The sequence below is a fragment of the Paenibacillus alba genome, assembly GCF_013204855.1.
Classification (GTDB): Bacteria; Bacillota; Bacilli; order Paenibacillales; family NBRC-103111; genus Paenibacillus_E; species Paenibacillus_E alba.
Window position 1 is genome coordinate 307194 of the sequence record NZ_JABMKZ010000002.1, and the last position, 18493, is coordinate 325686.

General features: G+C 46.3%; 15 protein-coding genes. 4 read left to right on the forward strand and 11 right to left on the reverse strand.

The window, feature by feature from the left end:
- Nucleotides 1-13 precede the first annotated feature (13 nt).
- The 5 genes from cls to glgB form a co-directional block, all read right to left on the reverse strand.
- Nucleotides 14-1468 carry a cardiolipin synthase gene (cls, locus tag HQN90_RS01500; RefSeq protein WP_173215809.1) on the reverse strand — a complete coding sequence of 485 codons (1455 nt, stop codon included), beginning with the start codon at nucleotides 1466-1468 and terminating at the stop codon, nucleotides 14-16.
- A gap of 150 nt (nucleotides 1469-1618) precedes the next feature.
- Entirely contained in the window at nucleotides 1619-3049 is a 1431-nt protein-coding gene (glgA, locus tag HQN90_RS01505) for a glycogen synthase GlgA (protein WP_173215811.1), read from the reverse strand.
- Between the two features lie 18 nt (nucleotides 3050-3067).
- Nucleotides 3068-4177: a glucose-1-phosphate adenylyltransferase subunit GlgD gene (glgD, locus tag HQN90_RS01510; RefSeq protein WP_079420830.1), complete on the reverse strand. Its 1110-nt coding sequence runs from the start codon at nucleotides 4175-4177 to the stop codon at nucleotides 3068-3070.
- A gap of 6 nt (nucleotides 4178-4183) precedes the next feature.
- The gene (locus tag HQN90_RS01515) at nucleotides 4184-5332 is read right to left on the reverse strand and encodes a glucose-1-phosphate adenylyltransferase (protein ID WP_173215813.1); all 1149 of its coding nucleotides are present in this window, start codon (nucleotides 5330-5332) and stop codon (nucleotides 4184-4186) included.
- Nucleotides 5275-7281, reverse strand: coding sequence for a 1,4-alpha-glucan branching protein GlgB (gene glgB, locus HQN90_RS01520; RefSeq protein WP_173215815.1), 2007 nt, complete (start codon nucleotides 7279-7281; stop codon nucleotides 5275-5277). Before glgB ends, HQN90_RS01515 begins: the two co-directional genes overlap by 58 nt.
- Nucleotides 7282-7456: 175 nt before the next feature.
- On the opposite strand from glgB, the gene HQN90_RS01525 reads away from it, so the two are divergent.
- From HQN90_RS01525 to HQN90_RS01535, 3 genes are read left to right on the forward strand one after another with little or no spacing between them, the layout of a single operon-like run.
- A complete protein-coding gene (locus HQN90_RS01525) occupies nucleotides 7457-8584 on the forward strand; it encodes a peptidylprolyl isomerase (RefSeq protein WP_173215817.1) in 1128 nt (375 codons plus the stop codon).
- Nucleotides 8585-8639: 55 nt separating this feature from the next.
- Nucleotides 8640-9506, forward strand: a complete 867-nt coding sequence (locus HQN90_RS01530; protein ID WP_173215819.1) for a class I SAM-dependent methyltransferase — start codon at nucleotides 8640-8642, stop codon at nucleotides 9504-9506.
- 1 nt (nucleotide 9507) lies between these two features.
- On the forward strand, nucleotides 9508-10221 hold the full coding sequence (locus HQN90_RS01535; protein WP_338042262.1) for an RluA family pseudouridine synthase: 714 nt from the start codon (nucleotides 9508-9510) through the stop codon (nucleotides 10219-10221).
- 15 nt (nucleotides 10222-10236) lie between these two features.
- Here the strand turns inward: HQN90_RS01535 and HQN90_RS01540 are convergent, their stop codons facing one another.
- On the reverse strand, nucleotides 10237-10641 hold the full coding sequence (locus HQN90_RS01540) for a MarR family winged helix-turn-helix transcriptional regulator (protein WP_173216462.1): 405 nt from the start codon (nucleotides 10639-10641) through the stop codon (nucleotides 10237-10239).
- Between the two features lie 309 nt (nucleotides 10642-10950).
- On the opposite strand from HQN90_RS01540, the gene HQN90_RS01545 reads away from it, so the two are divergent.
- Nucleotides 10951-11118 (forward strand): hypothetical protein, encoded by a 168-nt coding sequence (locus HQN90_RS01545; RefSeq protein ID WP_173215822.1) that lies wholly within the window; start codon nucleotides 10951-10953, stop codon nucleotides 11116-11118.
- On the opposite strand, the gene gyrA is transcribed toward HQN90_RS01545, so the two are convergent.
- From gyrA to HQN90_RS01570, 5 genes are all read right to left on the reverse strand, one after another.
- Nucleotides 11109-13550: a DNA gyrase subunit A gene (gene gyrA / locus HQN90_RS01550; RefSeq protein ID WP_173215824.1), complete on the reverse strand. Its 2442-nt coding sequence runs from the start codon at nucleotides 13548-13550 to the stop codon at nucleotides 11109-11111. The two genes, HQN90_RS01545 and gyrA, sit on opposite strands and share 10 nt — an antisense overlap.
- A 24-nt stretch (nucleotides 13551-13574) precedes the next feature.
- On the reverse strand, nucleotides 13575-15542 hold the full coding sequence (parE, locus tag HQN90_RS01555; RefSeq protein WP_173215826.1) for a DNA topoisomerase IV subunit B: 1968 nt from the start codon (nucleotides 15540-15542) through the stop codon (nucleotides 13575-13577).
- Between the two features lie 64 nt (nucleotides 15543-15606).
- A complete protein-coding gene (locus tag HQN90_RS01560) occupies nucleotides 15607-16599 on the reverse strand; it encodes an ABC transporter permease (RefSeq protein WP_173215828.1) in 993 nt (330 codons plus the stop codon).
- A 16-nt stretch (nucleotides 16600-16615) separates the two neighbouring features.
- A complete protein-coding gene (locus HQN90_RS01565; protein ID WP_173215830.1) occupies nucleotides 16616-17581 on the reverse strand; it encodes an ABC transporter ATP-binding protein in 966 nt (321 codons plus the stop codon).
- A gap of 15 nt (nucleotides 17582-17596) precedes the next feature.
- Nucleotides 17597-18412: a GDSL-type esterase/lipase family protein gene (locus HQN90_RS01570; RefSeq protein ID WP_173215832.1), complete on the reverse strand. Its 816-nt coding sequence runs from the start codon at nucleotides 18410-18412 to the stop codon at nucleotides 17597-17599.
- Nucleotides 18413-18493: the final 81 nt, after the last annotated feature.

The following is an 18493-nucleotide window of genomic DNA, read 5'->3' on the forward strand; positions in this document are numbered from 1 at the left end:
AAACCAGAACAAACTAAAGAATCGGAGATATTAGTTTAGAGACAGATTCCAGAAAACGAATGCGAAGCGAACGTTTATCGTATTCCTCAAGCGTCAACTCCATACACCCCTCCATATCCTTCCAGAACGTATTTTCCAGCTTTTTAGCTGTCTCCGCATGGTACATAAGGGCATTGGTCTCAAAATTAAGCCGCAAGCTGCGAATATCGAAATTGGCCGTCCCCACTGAAGCAACTTTCCCATCGACAACGATCGTTTTCGCATGAAGAAAACCTTGATCATACAGATAACATTTCACCCCTGCACGCAGCAACTCACCTACATAATACAAGGATGCCCAATGAACGAATAAGTGATCTGCTTTCTGTGGAATCATGATGCGTACTTCGATCCCTGACAAAGCTGCTATTCGCAAAGCATTCAGCATGCTTTCTTCGGGGATAAAATAAGGCGTTTGCAGCAAAATTCGGCTCTTCGCCATATGAATCATTTTCAAAAAGGTATATACAAAATGAGGCCAAGCTTCGTTCGGTCCACTTGCCACAATTTGCATAGGTACCTGTGCTGGTTCTTCGGTTTGTTTGGGATCTGGGAAATAGTACGGCTCCAATTCCATCATCGTTTCTGAGGCTAAATTCCAATCGAGAATAAATCGAGACTGCAGCGCCCTGACTACACTGCCCGTCAAACGCAAATGGGTATCTCTCCAGTACCCAAATTTCGGGTCTAACCCAAGGTACTCATTGCCCACATTGAAGCCGCCCATATAACCGATCTGGCCATCAATGATGACAAGCTTGCGATGGTTTCGATAATTCACCCGATAATTCAAATAAGGAATTCGTGAAGGGAAAAAAGCCGCCTTCTGACCCCCAGCTTTCAGGAAATCTCGAAAAAACGAATCCTTCAAAGATCGCGATCCAATATCGTCGTACAAGAACCTGACAACAACGCCTTGCTCCGCTTTTTTAGTCAGAGCCTGCATAACCTTCTGTCCTAAAGAATCATTCTTCACGATGTAATACTGCATATGGATATGTGATTCAGCAGCTTCAATTTTCATCAATAAATCACTGAATTTAGCTACGCCGTCTGTAAAAATATGAACACCATTGTCTTGCGTTAAGAAAGCATCATTCGTAGCCACATTCAAATAAATTAAATCTCGATACTGGCTTACCATAGGATCAATATAAGGCAATGTCCCATCCATCAATTGTTCCCGCTGCTCGGAAATAACGGTTTGCACCCTTTCCAGCATGCGGCGATTCCATTTGTACAGCTTTCTGCGGCTTAGGTTTTGTCCGAATATCACATATAGAATAAAACCTAAAATAGGAATAAACAAAAGCACCATCAACCATGACCATGTTGCAGCTACATTTCGCCGTTCCAAAAAAACAACCGCAATCGCAAGCAAAATGTTAATAACGAATAAAAATGTAAGTGCGTGTGAGTACCAGTTCATAATTCAACTCCACCATTTCATTGTCCAATGATACCCATTATACCTCAAATAGGCCAAATACGAAAAAGCCCTTGTCCGCGTAATGGGAGCAAGAGTATTCTGAAAAGCAAAGACTGGAAGCCATAAGCCCCCAGTCCTTGTTTCCACCATTTATTTCACCATATCCTTATAAAGTGCCATATATTGCGCCGCTGATTTTTTCCAACTGAAATCGCCCTTTTTCATATTTTGCTGCATTTTCAACCAAGCATCTCGATCATTCTTGTAGAAAAATACAGCTCGGCGAATCGTGTGCAGCATATCATGCGCGTTATAATGGCTGAAGGTGAAACCAGTTCCTTCTCCAGTAAACTCATTGTACGGTTGAACCGTATCTTTGAGCCCGCCTGTCTCTCTCACAATTGGGACTGATCGATACCTGAGGGCAATTAATTGGCCTATGCCGCAAGGCTCGAACTGCGAAGGCATCAAGAACATGTCTGAAGCCGCATAAATTTGATGAGCCAACGCTTCATCGAAATTAATTTGAGCCGAAACTTTCCCCGGATGTGTCTGAGCGGCGTAGCGGAACATTTGCTCATAGCCCGCTTCCCCAGTACCCAGCACAACGAGTTGGATATCTAAACCTAATATCTCAGGAAGCACGTGCTGGATAAGATCCAGCCCTTTTTGCTGCACGAGACGTGTGACCAAGGCAATCATCGGGACATCCCCATCCACCGGCAAGCCCAAACGCTCCTGCAGAGCCAGCTTGTTTTGCTGCTTCTTAGGTAAAGAATCACGATAATTCACCACAAGATGCGGGTCTGTCATCGGATCGAAGATGTCATAGTCAATGCCATTGACGATGCCTTGCAGTTGATCCTTCCGGTGCCGCAGCAGGCTGTCCAAAAATTCCCCGTAATAAGGCGTCTGGATTTCTTCAGCATAAGTCTGACTCACCGTAGTCAAACGATCCGAGTACAGAAGCCCGCCTTTGAGGAAACTGGCGCCGCCGTGCAATTCAAGCGCATTGCCCGTGAAATGATCGTCAGACAAACCGAACAAATCTTTCAAGAGCGATTGATCAAACACGCCTTGATATTTCAGGTTATGAACGGTCGTTACCGTTTTCATCTGGTTAAAGAAAGGCAAATGCTGATAGTGAGCTTTCAGCAGAACAGGAATCATACTGGCTTGCCAATCATGACAATGAATGACATCCGGCTGGAAATCAAGCAGCGGCAAAGCCTCAATTACGCCTCTGCAGAAGAAGCCGAATCGCTCAGCTTCATCGCCGTATCCATAAATACCAGGTCGTTTGAAGTAAAATTCATTATCCACGAAATAAAACGTAACGCCATCCTGTTCAAGCACATCAATCCCGATGTACTGCTTGCGCCAACCGACATAAATATCAAACGTGATTACCGACGTCATGGCCTCCCGATATTTGGCTGGGATATCGCCATACTTCGGTAAAATGACTCTGACATCCAGACCTTGCTGGCTCAGCTCTTTCGGCAGTGAGCCAATGACATCAGCCAGACCTCCAGTTTTAATAAAAGGTACAGCCTCTGATGCGGCAAAAAGTACTTTCAATCTTCCCACTCCTCCAGACTAAATCACTTTCGTTTTCGCTGCGATGAATGGCGCTTTGTTGTCACCTGTCAACACGCGGCCGCGGCTGATGAAGACATCTTTATCCAGAATGGCATTCTCGATAATCACATTCTCCTCGATCTCACAGTTCTGAAGAATGATGCTGTTCTTCACATAAGCACCCTTACGAATTTTCACACCACGGAACAGGATACTATTCTCGACCTTGCCTTCGATCATGCAGCCGTTCGCCAGAAGCGTATTCTTGACTGCTGCGGAATCCGAGTACTTGGCCGGCGGTTCATCCTTGACCTTGGTATAAATCAGATTTTTCTGGAAGAATAGTTCTCTCCAGATGGCAGGATTCAGAAGCTGCATACTGTGCTTATAGTAGCCTTGGATCGAATTAACGATGCCAACGTGGCCTTCGAATTTATACCCATAAACACTCAATTTATCAATGTTCTTCATGATACCGTCGCGAACCAGATGATCATACCCTTGCGCTAAGCACGATTCAACCATATCCAGCAGCAATGCTTTGCTCATGACATACATTTCCATCGAAATATTGTTGGTCCGCAAACGTCCCGTGTGATCTTCCATAAGGGTCACTTGACCGCTTTCTTTCACAGCTAGGCGGCGAAACTTTCCTTGAATCTCTTCATCCGTCTGTTTATATATAACCGTAATGTCGGCTTGTGAATCTTCGTGATAGCGAACCACGTCGCGCAAGTCAAGGTTGCACACCATATGACTGCGTGAAATAATGACCAATTCCTCTTTCCCCCGATAGAAATAGTCGCGGTGGCTGTAGAATTGATATAAGTCCCCACGGGAAATTCCTGTAGGCTCATCCATCACAGATGGCAGTACGAACAAACCGCCGCGCTTTCTGTCCAGATCCCACTCTTTCCCGGATCCCAGGTGATCCATTAACGAACGATATTTGTGCTGGGTGAACACGGCCACATTATCAATTCCTGAATTAACCATATTGGATAAGGTAAAATCAATTAACCGATAACGTCCTCCGAACGGCACCGAAGCCGGGCAGCGAAAATAAGTCAGTTCCTCCAAATCATCCGGTTCATTTACTAAATTAATGACACCCATCACATGTTTCATCTGATATCATCCCTTCTGAATGGCGTTCGCTGTAATCCGTTCATTGCCGCCGATAAGTACTATTTCCCCGTTGCCATCCACGACAGCGCCATCTTCAACTACCGTATTTTCACCGATAATAGCTTTACGAATTGTGACGTTATTGCCGATTTTGGCATTCGGCATGATGACAGAATCGCGGATTTGGCTGCCTTCGCCCACCTGCACGCCAAAAAATAACACAGAATGATCGACATCGCCGAAAATCGCACAGCCTTCATTCACAAGCGAACGTTTGATGTTTGCCGTTGGAGCAATATATTGCGCTGGCTGATAGGGATTCTGGGAATAAACACGCCAATCCTTATCGTTCAGATTAAGCTCATTTTTATCATCCAGCAGATCCATATTCGCTTCCCATAAGCTGTCGATCGTACCGACGTCTTTCCAGTACCCTTCGAAAGGATACGCGAACATCCTTGCTTCATCTTTCAACATCATTGGAATGATATCTTTACCGAAATCTTTGCTGGAGTTAGGGTTAGCTTCATCTTCAAGCAGATAAGCCTTCAGTACACTCCAGTTAAAAATATAGATACCCATCGAAGCTAAGTTGCTGTTAGCTTCTTTTGGTTTTTCTGCGAATTCAGTTACTTCCTGTTTGTCATTCACGCTCATAATCCCGAAGCGGCTTGTTTCTTCCCATTTCACTTCAATAACAGCAATGGTAGCATCCGCCTTCTTCTCTTTGTGATACGACAGCATGAGATCATAGTCCATTTTATAAATGTGATCACCTGAAATGACCAAGACATACTCAGGATCATATTGTTCAATAAAACCAATGTTGCGATAGATGGCGTTGGCTGTGCCTTTGTACCAATCGCCGCCTTTTTGCTCCATGAAGGGTGGCAGTACCGTGACGCCGCCATATTTACGGTCCAAATCCCATGAGCTTCCAATGCCGATATACGTGTTGAGTACCAGCGGCTGATACTGCGTAAGAACACCGACAGTGTCAATTCCTGAATTCGTGCAATTGCTAAGGGTGAAATCAATAATCCGATACTTCCCGCCAAAATGAACGGCTGGCTTGGCCAAATTGTTCGTCAGAACGCCTAATCTTCGTCCTTCTCCTCCAGCGAGGAGCATGGCAACACACTCTTTACTGCGCATATCTGATTTCCCCCTTCAACTTCGTCAATCACAGTTTGGAATTCACTTCTACATTTTATATAAACAGCCGCAAGCGGCGGAATACACAGGGATAGACTATGACTCAGATTATGCCATGGGCGTTGTTCGCTTGTAATCGGAAGCTTGTTGCCTTGTCCAGATCCGCCATACGCAGGATCATCGCTGTTAAAAACAATCTCATAGACGCCATGCTTGGGAACACCAATACGGTAATCGGGATGAACGACCGGGGTGAAATTACAGACCAGAATCAAGTCATCCTCGGGCAAGTTCCCTTTGCGCATGAAAGTCACAACACTTTGGCTTTCATCATTCGGATTAATCCATTGAAAGCCTTCCTGACTATGATCCAACTGCCACAAGGCAGGTTCATCCAAGTAAAATTGATTAAGCGACTTCACATAATGATGCATTTGCTGGTGCTTCTCATAGCCATCCAATAAGAACCAGTCCACTTCCTCCTGATCCTTCCATTCGTCGAATTGACCGAATTCACTGCCCATGAACAACAGCTTTTTGCCTGGATGACCTGACATATAACCGTAGAGAACACGTAGATTCGCGAATTTCTGCCAGTAATCTCCTGGCATTTTATGTAAGAGTGAACGTTTGCCATGTACGACCTCATCGTGAGAAAAAGGGAGCACATAATTTTCACTAAACGTGTACATGAACGAAAACGTAATTAACTTATGATGATATTTGCGGTTAATCGGATCAAGCTTCATATAACGAAGCATATCGTTCATCCAACCCATGTTCCACTTGTAATTAAATCCAAGCCCTCCGTCATGAACGGGTGCTGTAACGAGCGGCCAATCCGTCGAATCCTCGGCCATCATTAAAGCATCTGGGAAATAGGAGAATACTACTTGATTCAATTTGCGTAGAAATGCTACCGCTTCGGGATTATCATCCCCGCCCCATTGATTCTTGATCGGCTTTTCATTCCATCTTCCGAAATTCAAATGAAGCATAGAAGCAACAGCATCCACACGAATGCCATCAATATGATACATGTCCATCCAAAAAACAGCATTAGAAATTAAGAAACTCTGCACCTCCGGTCTCCCGAAGTCGAACGTGAGCGTCCCCCACTCCAGCTTTTCCGCTTTGCGAGAATCTTCATATTCATACAGAGGTTTTCCGTCGAACTGCCGAAGACCATGGCTGTCTTTGCAGAAATGGCCTGGCACCCAGTCCATAATGACGCCAATCCCCTTCTGGTGACAGCGATCAACGAATTGCATGAACGCCTTCGGAGAACCGTGCCGGCTCGTTACAGAATAATAGCCTGTCGCTTGATAGCCCCAAGACCGGTCAAACGGATGCTCGGCAAGCGGCATTAATTCAATATGGGTATAGCCCATTTCAGCCGCATAATCCACAAGCTCGTCTGCCAACTGCTCATATGTATATAAATCTTCACTGTGGCGATCTTTCTTGCGCCATGTCCCTAAGTGTACTTCATAAATAGCAAGTGGCTTATTGTAGGCAGGCACTTCTTTTTTGAGCTGCTGCCAGCTTTGATCCTGCCACTCATAACCGTCCAAATCAACGACACGCGAGGCAGTGCCTGGTCGTAATTCGGAATAAAAGGCGTAGGGATCAGCTTTCAACTGAACTTGACCTGTCTGGCTATGAATTTCGTATTTATAATGATCGCCTTCACCTGCTTCTGGCACAAATACCATCCAAACACCAAGTGTACTTACTCTCTCCATGGGGTGTGCCCCAGATTGCCATTGATTAAAATCACCAAGCAAATAAATCTGTTTGGCATGAGGTGCCCATAAGGTAAAGCGAACTCCCTCTTGTCCGGTTGTCTTGCTTACATGCGCCCCTAAGATGCGATAGCTTTGGTAAAGGGATCCTTCATGAAGCAGAAATAAGTCTTCTGAGCTGGGTATACCAACATTTGCCCCCATGTTAACCTCCTAAATCCAACGTTTTGATTCGAATCTCTATGCAACAATAAACGCTTACTCTACAAATACAACAAGCAGGTAAAGAATTCCTTCAATTCCATTTGATTAAAAAAAGGAAAATACACGACCTCAGGTGAATTAATAGGATGACAACTAATTGAAAGGTGGAAATGAAATGATGAAAGACAAAGTAAAAGGACTCGTCGTTGGCATAACGATTGGTTCATTAATTAGCGGGACTGTCGCTTTTGCGGCAAGCAGCCAAATCGATGTAGCATTCCGAAGCCTAAAGTATATGTTTGATGGCGTCGAAAAAGCACCAACCGAAGGAAAAGCATTCATTTATGAAGGCTCTACTTATGTACCCCTTCGCTTCGTAAGTGAAGCACTTGGCAAAAAAGTGGAGTGGGATGAAGCAAATGAAACCGTCTGGATAGGCAATAATCCGAATCGTGTCGTGGCTACTTACAAAGGTGGACAAGTGACCAAAGGTGAGTTTGATACTTTTTTTGCGTTGCAGGCACTGTTCAATAACAGTCACAGTACATCCAAGGATGATCCTGAATATCAGAAGAGCATGGTTACGGAATTGATCCAAAATCGCGTCCTCTACAGCAGATCTTCTGATGCTGATCAAACTGCGGCCAAAGCCGGAGCGGCAAAACAGATCAGCGCATGGAAAGCACAGTTTGGCGAAGCTAAATTCTTGGAAGACTTGAAAAAAGCAAACGTAACGGAAACAGATCTTCAGTACTTCTTAGTGGGCAGCTTATGCGCCCAAAACGTAATCAAATCCAGCATCACCGATGCGCAATTAAAAGCCAAATATGAGGATTCCCTCAAAGTGGATAAAAATGCATTCACGATCGCCTCCGTCCGACATATCCTTATTGGATTAACCTCTGGAGATGACGGCAGCAAGACACGGACCAAAGAAGAAGCGCTCAAAATTGCCAAAGATGTGCAGCAAAAACTGAAAAACGGCGATGACTTCGTGAAGCTAGCCAAAGAATATTCCGATGATCCAGGTTCCAAAGATAACGGCGGCTTATATGCGGACGCTGATGTGAACCAATGGGTTCCTGAATTTAAGAAAGCCACGATTGAACAGCCGGTTGGCACGGTTGGCGAGCCAGTCGAATCGCAATTTGGCTACCATTTGATTAAAGTGGACAGCCGTTCCGTGAAATCTTTTGACGCTGTGAAAGAGCAGCTGCGTGCCGCACTCGAGCAAGATCAATTCCAACAATTTTCCCAAAAAGAACTGCCTGATTTGATTGAAAAGATCGATTTAAGTCAATAAATGGTGTACAATGAATGTTTGTTAAAGTATACAAGTTGAAGGATGGATTACAGCAATGTTTTATGCAAAAGATTGGGCAGATTACGAGCTTCTCGATACGGGCGGCGGCGAAAAGCTGGAGCGTTGGGGCTCCATCGTTCTGAGAAGACCGGACCCACAAATTATATGGCCGTTAGAAAAAGAAACAGCGCAGTGGCGCCAAGCTGATGCGCATTATCACCGCAGCTCCAGTGGCGGCGGACAATGGCAGCAAAACGCCGAGCTTCCTGAGCGCTGGACGATTACCTACGACCAGAAGCTTTCGTTCTACATTAAGCCAACCAGCTTCAAGCATACAGGCTTATTCCCAGAACAAGCGGTGAACTGGAAGTGGATGATCGATAAGATCCAGCAGGCAGGACGACCGATTAAAGTGTTGAATCTGTTCGCCTATACAGGCGGAGCTTCTCTTGCTTGTGCATATGCCGGCGCTGAAGTGTGTCATGTCGATGCATCCAAGGGTGTCGTGCAATGGGCGAAAGAGAATTTGCAGCTGAGTGGACTCGGCAGCCGTCCTGTTCGTTTTATTACAGATGATGTTTTCAAATTTGTCCAAAGAGAGCAGCGTCGCGGCAGTAAATATGATGCGATCATCATGGACCCGCCTTCCTACGGACGTGGACCTAATGGCGAGACTTGGAAATTGGAGGATGACCTCTTCCCATTCATCCAAACGTGCAAGACGATTCTGACGGACAATCCGTTATTCCTGTTGATCAACTCCTATACAACAGGCATTTCGTCTACCGTACTTGAAAATATCTTGACCATGTCGATGAAATCCAAGCATGGCGGCACGATCTCCAGCGGAGAAATCGGCTTGCCGATTACGAACTCCGGCCTAAAGCTTCCGTGCGGCATCCTGGGACGCTGGGAGGCGTAACGTGAGCCGATCGAACGATGTTTCGGGAGCATCTCAAATCCCGATTTTGTTCGAAGACAACCACATTCTTGTGGTTGAGAAGCCCGTCAATATGCCCACGCAGGAAGATGAATCGCGTGATCTGGATTTGCTGAATGCGCTGAAAGACGATATCAAGCTGCGGTACAACAAGCCCGGGAACGTGTACCTCGGGCTTGTACACCGTCTGGATCGTCCGGTTGGCGGCGTGATGGTCTTCGCCAAAACGTCAAAAGCCGCGTCACGATTATCGGACGCGGTCAGAACACGACAGCTCGACAAGACATATGTCGCTGTCGTGCACGGTAAGCCGCCACAGCCGTCCGCTACGCTTCGTCATTGGCTTTGGAAGGACACACGCACGAATACCGTCAGTGTGGTCAGAGAAGGCCAGCAGGACGCCAAGGAGGCTGTGCTGGACTATAAGCTGCTAGGCAGCCAGGACGGGTTCAGCTTGATCCAGATCAAGCTGCACACCGGGCGGCCGCATCAAATCCGCGTGCAGCTGGCAGCCATCGGCTGCACGCTCTACGGCGACCAGCGCTACGGCAGCACGGTCAACAAGCCTGGCCAGCAGCTTGCGCTCTGGGCGACGGCGCTTTCCTTTGAGCATCCAACGCTCAAAGAGACGATGCGCTTCAGGTCGCTGCCGCCGATGCAGCGGCCGTGGACTGAATTTACGATCCCAGAATTGTAAATTCACCTGCAGCTGTTAATTGGCGACTTTCCCCAACAAATAAATAAGCAATTTCTGATTATGGGCGGAAACGCGACTCAGGTACGAATCCAACAATTCTTCACGGATGGATGTACCTCTCTCGCATTCCGTCTTTCCTTTTTCCGTGACATTGACCCACACGATTCTGCGGTCCTTCTCGTCCCGCTCCCGCGCAATTAACTCCGCTTTTTCCATCCGGTCCAGTAACGTTGTGACAGCCGCAGGTGTTGTGGATAAATATTCAATAAGATCCGAAGGCTTCATCCGCTCATGTGCCATTAGCAGTTCCAGTACATGCAGCTGACCTTCCGTAATGGTAGGAGCCAAGCCTACCTCCATTTGATTCTTCAATTCCTTGGATAATTTAAGCCATAACTTTCCGAACTCATCGGAATACATCTTCCTCATCAACTCGCTTCCAACATCTTCTAACGCCAGTATAGCATGCCTTTTCTCTCGTTTAAAGGTTAATGCCATTAATATTTTCAGACAAATCTTGCGCCCTGCTGAGACATGCTGTGACTTCACAGGGCATGCTGTCGATCATTCCCTAACTTTGTCCAATCACGCGCAGATAACCAAGCTTTTCGACTTCTTTTAACAACCTGCTGGGCACTTACATATACTGCGAAGTAGATGCAAATAACTCTTATCCCCGCTTGTGCTTCTTGTTTAGCGCACAGATGCTCATCTAAAGGAGTGGTTCTTATGGAAGATTGGAAAATAGAGCTTGGTAAAAAAGCTCTGAATGCCGGCGTATTGAAAGACCCACAGTGGCTGGATCGATTAGACGAACCGATGCCTCTGTGGGTCCTATTGGAAATTGCTTTTCAGCTTATTGAGAAGCTCGATCCCCCTTCAATCAGCTATGACTGAGGAAATCGCAGCACGTCGAGAATCGTTTCTGTTTTGGTCACAGGAATCATCTGCTTGCCTTGGGCTTTGCGGTCTTCCAAAGGCGCCGTTTCTGTTGAGAATCGAAGCTTATCGCCATTGCTCATGATCGCTGTAATGAGATAATCCATTTTCACGATAAACGTTCGGATTAATGCCGAACCGTTTGGTCGCACGCGCTTGCCTTCCTTGAATTCGAAGGTTAGAATCCCCTTCCCACCGCGTCCTTGAATCGGATAGTCGACGACAAGGGAGCGCTTCGCATACCCGAGGTCCGAGATCACAAGTACTTCCCCTTCATCCCCATAAATCCACTCGGCCGCGACAATTTCGTCGTCGTCCTTGAGCTGGATGCCGCGGACACCAGCGGCTGCACGGCCCATCGGGTTCACTTCCTCCTCACGGAAACGGATGCTCATTCCTTGTTTCGTGACCAGCAGGATTTCCTTCGTACTGTCACTCAGGTGTACATGCAGCACTTCGTCGTTCTCACCGATCTTACAAGCTACAAGCCCGTTTGAGCGGTTCGTCATGTACTCCTTCAGCTCCGTACGCTTCACTTGACCCTTACGAGTTACAAAGACGAGTGATTTCGTCGGGTCATCAAAGCCTTTGACTGGAATCACGTTGACAATCCGATCTTCCTTGGCAATTGGAATGACATTGACAATAGCAGTGCCGTTCTCTTTCCACTTGTACTCAGGTATTTGGTGAACCGGCAGCAAGTAATACTGCCCTTTCTTCGTGAAAATCAACAGATTCTCAATGGTATTCACGTCGAGCAGGAAGCGCAAGTAATCACGTTCCTTGAGTCCCGTGTTCTCCAATTCACCGCCAGAACGTGTGAACGAAAGCTTGCTCGTCCGTTTTAAGTAACCTTCATTAGAAAGGGTGACAAAGACATCTTCCGAATTGACGAGAACTTCCAAATTAACCTTCAGCTCTTCCACTTCGCCTTGGATTTCGGAGCGGCGCTCAATCCCGTACTTTTTGCGAACCTCGCCCATTTCATCTTTAATAACGCCAAGCAGCTTCTTCAGGCTGCCAAGAATGCCACGTAAATAGGCAATCGTTTTCTCAACGTCTTTCAGCTCTTTTTCAAGCGTTGTAATTTCTAAATTCGTCAGACGGTATAATTGCAAAACGAGAATGGCATCGGCTTGACGCTCTGAGAACCCGAATTTCTCGACGAGGTTGTTTTGTGCATCTTGTCTGTTCTTTGAAGCCTTGATAACGGCAATCACTTCGTCCAAAATATTTAACGCTTTGACAAGCCCTTCCAACACATGCGCGCGGTCCTCAGCTTTCTCAAGCTCATATTGCGAGCGGAAAGTGACAACCTCTTTCTGATGCTCAATATAAGCTTCCAGAATCTCACGAATACCTAATTGCCGCGGAGCTTTGTTCACAATCGCAACCATGTTGAAGTTGTAAGTCACTTGCAAATCCGTTTTCTTGAGCAAATAGGCAAGAATCCCTTGCGCATCCGCTTCCTTTTTCAGCTCGATGACAATTCTTAAGCCATTACGGCCGCTTTCATCACGGACTTCGGCAATGCCCTCGATTTTCTTCTCAAGTCGAATATTTTCCATCGCTGTAACGAGACGGGATTTCACAACTTGATAAGGAATCTCGGTGATCACAAGCTGCTGCCGACCGCCGCGCATATCTTCAATGGCTGTTTTGGAACGGATATGGATACGACCTTTACCCGTACGGTAAGCTTCCCGAATCCCATCTTCGCCCATAATAATCCCGGAAGTAGGGAAATCGGGACCTTTGACGATCTGCATCAATTCATCCACCGTTATTTCCGGTTTATCGATCATGGCCGTACAGGCATCGATGATTTCACGTAAATTATGAGGTGGGATCTCCGTTGCGAACCCGGCGGAAATACCGCTGACGCCATTGACGAGCAGATTCGGATAACGGGCCGGAAGCACAACTGGCTCTTTGGTCGAGTTATCAAAGTTATCCTTGAACATAACCGTTCTCTTCTCGATATCACGCAGCAGCTCCATGGCAATCTCGGAGAGACGAGCTTCTGTATAACGCATAGCTGCGGGCGGATCATCATCCAAGGAACCCCAGTTGCCATGTCCGTCAACGAGGGTATGTCCCATCTTCCAAGGTTGTGCCATCCGCACCATGCCATCATAGATGGAGGCATCTCCATGCGGATGGTAGTTCCCCATCACATCACCGACGGTTTTGGCGGATTTGCGATAAGGTTTATCCGGCGTGTTCCCCGAGTCATACATCGCGTATAAGACACGTCGTTGTACGGGCTTCAATCCATCTCGAACGTCCGGGATCGCGCGATCCTGAATAATATATTTGGAATAACGCCCGAAGCGATCGCCTACGATCTCCTCTAGAAAGGCGGGCAAAAACTCTTCTAAAATACTCAACTTTCAATCACCACTCTTTTTGGTCTACTCTACATATTCGGTAAAATCGACGTTCTCGATAATCCAACGCTTGCGCGGATCTACTTTATCACCCATCAAAGTTGTTACACGACGCTCAGCTTTCGCCGCATCTTCAATTTGCACTTGCAGAAGTGTCCGGCTCTCGGGATTCATCGTCGTTTCCCACAGCTGATCCGGATTCATCTCGCCAAGACCCTTGTAACGCTGAAGCTCGGTATTCTTGCCTAATTCTTTGACGACAACCTGCAATTGATCATCTGTCCAAGCATAACGATGACCGCCATTTTTGCCTTTTCTGGTCACTTTATACAGAGGAGGCTGGGCGATATAGATTTTGCCGGCATCAATCAAAGGCTTCATGTAGCGGTAGAAGAAGGTCAGGAGCAGCACTTGAATATGCGCGCCGTCCGTATCTGCATCTGTCATAATAATAATCTTGCCGTAATTCATCTCTTCTAATTCAAATTCGGAACCAACACCTGCTCCAATAGCAGCGATGATCGCTTTGTACTCTTCATTCTTCATAATGTCGAGAAGCTTCGCTTTCTCGGGATTCATCGGCTTTCCTTTGAGCGGCAAAATAGCTTGGTGCTTCGAGTCGCGTCCTTGCTTCGCCGAACCGCCAGCGGAATCACCTTCCACGACGAACAATTCATTACGCTGCAAATCCTTCGATTGTGCAGGCGTCAGCTTGCCGTTCAGGTTGGAGCTTTCGCTCTTTCCTTTCTTGCCGCTGCGAATCTCTTCGCGTGCTTTGCGAGCAGCTTCTCTGGCTTTCGATGCTTGTACAGCTTTCCTCAGCATCATTTGGGCGATTTGTGGATTTTCCTCCAAAAACACAGTCATTTTATCCGTTACAATCGCATCTACGACGCTTCGTGCAATGGCACTTCCGAGCTGATCCTTCGTTTGACCGACGAATTCCACATCGCCCATTTTAATATTAATAACGACCATCATACCTTCACGAAGATCGGTACCGTCTAGATTTTTCTCTTTTTCTTTGAGAATTCCTGCTTTGCGGGCATATTCATTCATCACACGCGTATAGGCTGTCTTGAAGCCAGTCTCATGTGTACCGCCGCCGCGGGTCGGAATCGCATTCACGAAAGAAGCAATCGTTTCGGTATACCCGTCGTTGTATTGAAGTGCGACTTCAACTTCAATTTCATCCTTCTCGGAGGCAAAATGAATCACAGGATGAAGCACCGTCTTCTCTTCATTGAGGAATTCAACGAATTGGCTTGCGCCGCCTTCGTACTGGAATGAATCCAGTTTATCCGTTCTTTCATCCTTCAAATTAACAAGAAGACCGGAATTCAAAAACGCAATTTCTTGCAATCGCTCTGCAAGTGTATCATAGCTAATCGTTGTTCCGCCTTGGAATACGCGTTTGTCAGGCTTGAAGGTTACCTTCGTTCCTGTGCGATTCGTATTCCCGATAATATCAAGACCTGTAACGGGTTCACCAACATGTTCAATACCCTTATCATCAACCCAATACTCAAAGCGCATTTTGTGCACCTTGCCGTCACGGTTGATTTCTACTTCCAGCCACTCTGAAAGCGCATTGGTAACGGATGCTCCAACACCATGCAATCCCCCAGATTTCTTGTAGCCAGAACCGCCGAACTTTCCTCCGGCATGAAGAATGGTAAACACAACTTGCGGTGTTGGAACACCTGTCTTGTGCGTCCCAGTCGGAATGCCCCTGCCGTTATCCTGCACGGTAATCGACTGATCTTTATGTATGGTGACCGTAATCTTGGAACAATGCTTCGCTAGATGCTCATCAACCGCATTATCTACGATCTCCCAGATCAAATGATGCAAGCCGGAAGCACTTGTGCTGCCGATATACATCCCTGGTCTTTTGCGCACCGCAACAAGTCCCTCCAGAACCTGTATATCATCCACATCATAATCCGATGCAGGGGCTTTTCCATTCGCAAATTCTAGCTGCTCAGTCATTGAAGCCCTCCTTTATCTCTAATAGGGGATCTTTGATAGAGATCAAAGTCTCACCTTGTTTATCCTAATTCAACACATCTTTACGGGAGAAAACGGTAAACGAAACAATAAGCGAGGCCAACGCCCAAACGCTTAAAACACTTAGGGAGAACGTCAAGTCCATCCCCTTGATCGGCGGCAAACCTCCCGTTAAATACTTCGTTAAGTCCAAATTAACCATGAATAAATATTTTGCGGTTTCCCAGGACGATACCATATTCGAAAGAATTGTACCTGATATCAATACCGCCAGCATGACCCCCATACCAGCTGCTGTAGAGCGGACAAGCACGGAAAGCATCAGCGACATCAAAGCAACGACAATCGCTGAGAACCAAACCAATCCAAGTTCCATCAAGAGAAAGAACCATTGATCAACGGCTCGCGCCATACTGAAATCCACATCAGTACCCGAAAGCTGAATGCCTGTAATCACAGGTTCCAACCATCCTCCGTAGCCAAAAACCACACCGGAAATCAGGTAACAAAGCACAGCGGTAGACAGAACTGTCAGCGAAGTAAAGAAGACGACTGTAATTAATTTACTCAATAGGATTTTCCATCGCCGGACCGGTCTTGTCAACAATAATTTAATAGTCCCCGTAGAATGCTCGGATGATACGATGTCTGCGGAAATGACCATGATAATCAAAGGAATGAATAATCCTACTGCATTTTTGACAAAATCACGTGTAAAAGTCACGGCGTTAGGTGAGGTTGGATCCACATCTTTATCTAAATAATAGTTGGCAATCTGGATTTGCACACGCAGCTGCTGCTTCCACTCATCCGGTGTTCGTGCTGAGCTTAAACGCTTCTCCCAGTCGACAATTTTTTGACGTTGATCCGCTTTCCAGTCCGTTGTTCCAAACTGCTTCTGCGTATTTTGGGCAACACGCATCTGGGCATAAGTGAACATGGGGATGAGAGCAAGTAGAATGAGGACAATCACATAAAAACGTTTTTTCTTAATCATCTTGATACATTCATTTTTGACAAGATCCACAAGAATTAGCATTTCTCTCACCCTCCCCCTATTGAATGGTTTCACCTTCGGTTAGGCTTAAGAACAAATCTTCTAGTGTTGGATTTTTGATTTCTACAGCGTACAGGCTAATTCCTGCTTCCATTAATTGCCGACTTAGCTGCGGAACATGTTCTTTATCCATTTGTGTAACAATTTGTTTCACCGAAGGTTGTGCAAGAATGGTTAAGTCCTGTTCGACTGCTTCAACGGCCGTAACCAGTGACGACGCATGTAGAAGCCCCTCAGCTTGTTCAGCCGGAGACACCGTCCAGACGACTTTTCCGCCTTGCGCAATTAAATCATGAACCGCTCCGACTTGAATAACCTCGCCATGACTAATAATCGCAACACGATCACACATTTGCTGAATTTCAGTAAGCAGGTGACTCGAGACGAATAGACTCAAGCCGTCCGCGGCTAAACGCTGAATAAATTCCCGCATTTCCTTGATCCCTTGCGGATCCAAGCCATTCGTAGGCTCGTCCAAGATTAATAAGCTTGGCCGTCCCAGCAGTGCCTGAGCAATGCCTAATCGCTGACGCATGCCCAAGGAATAGGTCCGCACTTTATCATGAATGCGTTGATCCATCGAGACGATTTCGACGACTTCTTGAATTCGCTTCTCATCGACATCCGGCAGCATTCGGGCGAAATGCTCAAGATTTTCCCAACCCGTCAAGTAACTGTAAAGCTCCGGATTCTCTACGATACACCCTACTTGCTGCATCGCTTGATCATGCTGTTTACGCACGTCAAACCCGCATATATGGATCGTTCCCTCCGTTGGACGAATGAGATCAACAAGCATCCGAATAGTTGTTGTTTTCCCCGATCCGTTAGGCCCTAAGAAACCAAAGATCTCTCCGGCATAGACATCAAATGAAATCCCTTTGATAATCTCTTTATTTTTTATTCTCTTCTTCACATTTCTCACGGATAGCACAACGGCTGGTGATGTTCCTGTTCCATTCATTCTGGTCTCCCCTTCCTATTTCAAAATTTGTACAATTCGATCAGCAATCCGCTCATAGCCATCACTGTTGGGGTGAAAATGATCGGCTGAAGACAAATATTTAATCAAATTTTGTTCAAATAAATCATAAGTTGGGACAATCACCATCTCCGGATAGCGATTCATCATGCCAAAAACGCCGTCATTCCAACGTTGTACAATTAACGAACCTTCTCTTTTTGGATCTAAATCCAGAAATGGGTGATACAGACCAACATAGAGCAAGGTTGCTTTCGGATTTGCCTGATGGATGGCTTGCAGAATCTTGTCCATTTGAAGCAGTGCAGGAGCTACACGTTTGGCTGCGGCTTCAGGGTTAAATTCGGTTTGGTTCTCGCCAGTAAAGAGGCCTTCCCCTCCGGCGAAAATATCATTGCCACCGATGGTAAGCAAAATAATGTCTGCCTGCGCAAGCGCATCCTGCGTCTTTTTGAGGGCAAGATCGGCTAGCAGCTGATCACTCTTGTAGCCAGGAATTGCTAAATTATTAAGCAAAAATACCGGTTTGCCGGTTTCCTTCTCCAGCTTCTCCCGAACACGGCCGACATAACCTTTGCCTGTATTGTCGCCTGTTCCCGCTGTCAATGAATCGCCCAAGGCAACAATTTGAAGCTTGCTTCTGCTTTCAATCATAGATTCTTTCTTCGGGGCTTCGGTCACAAGCTGAAGATCTCCAGATGCTTTGGGAAACCATATTTGATTCGCGGCATAGGCAAAGCCTACAGCGAAAACAATCGTGGATATCGTTGCGGTCAGGCCAATTGCCCCCCAGATGAAACGAGTTGATTTCAATGAAGTCCCCTCCTGCGAATAAATGGCATAATTCACTCTAAGAGTATAGCTTCTTGCCTAAATTTGCAAACGCTACAAAAC

Excerpts from the sequence above, each read along its gene's own strand:
- HQN90_RS01565 (WP_173215830.1), bottom strand. The coding sequence starts at position 17,581 with ATGAATGGAACAGGAACATCACCAGCCGTTGTGCTATCCGTGAGAAAT.
- HQN90_RS01530 (WP_173215819.1), top strand. The coding sequence starts at position 8,640 with ATGTTTTATGCAAAAGATTGGGCAGATTACGAGCTTCTCGATACGGGC.
- glgB (WP_173215815.1), bottom strand. The coding sequence starts at position 7,281 with ATGGGGGCAAATGTTGGTATACCCAGCTCAGAAGACTTATTTCTGCTT.
- parE (WP_173215826.1), bottom strand. The coding sequence starts at position 15,542 with ATGACTGAGCAGCTAGAATTTGCGAATGGAAAAGCCCCTGCATCGGAT.
- HQN90_RS01560 (WP_173215828.1), bottom strand. The coding sequence starts at position 16,599 with ATGCTAATTCTTGTGGATCTTGTCAAAAATGAATGTATCAAGATGATT.
- HQN90_RS01525 (WP_173215817.1), top strand. The coding sequence starts at position 7,457 with ATGATGAAAGACAAAGTAAAAGGACTCGTCGTTGGCATAACGATTGGT.
- cls (WP_173215809.1), bottom strand. The coding sequence starts at position 1,468 with ATGAACTGGTACTCACACGCACTTACATTTTTATTCGTTATTAACATT.
- HQN90_RS01545 (WP_173215822.1), top strand. The coding sequence starts at position 10,951 with ATGGAAGATTGGAAAATAGAGCTTGGTAAAAAAGCTCTGAATGCCGGC.
- glgD (WP_079420830.1), bottom strand. The coding sequence starts at position 4,177 with ATGAAACATGTGATGGGTGTCATTAATTTAGTAAATGAACCGGATGAT.
- HQN90_RS01515 (WP_173215813.1), bottom strand. The coding sequence starts at position 5,332 with ATGCGCAGTAAAGAGTGTGTTGCCATGCTCCTCGCTGGAGGAGAAGGA.
- HQN90_RS01540 (WP_173216462.1), bottom strand. The coding sequence starts at position 10,641 with ATGTATTCCGATGAGTTCGGAAAGTTATGGCTTAAATTATCCAAGGAA.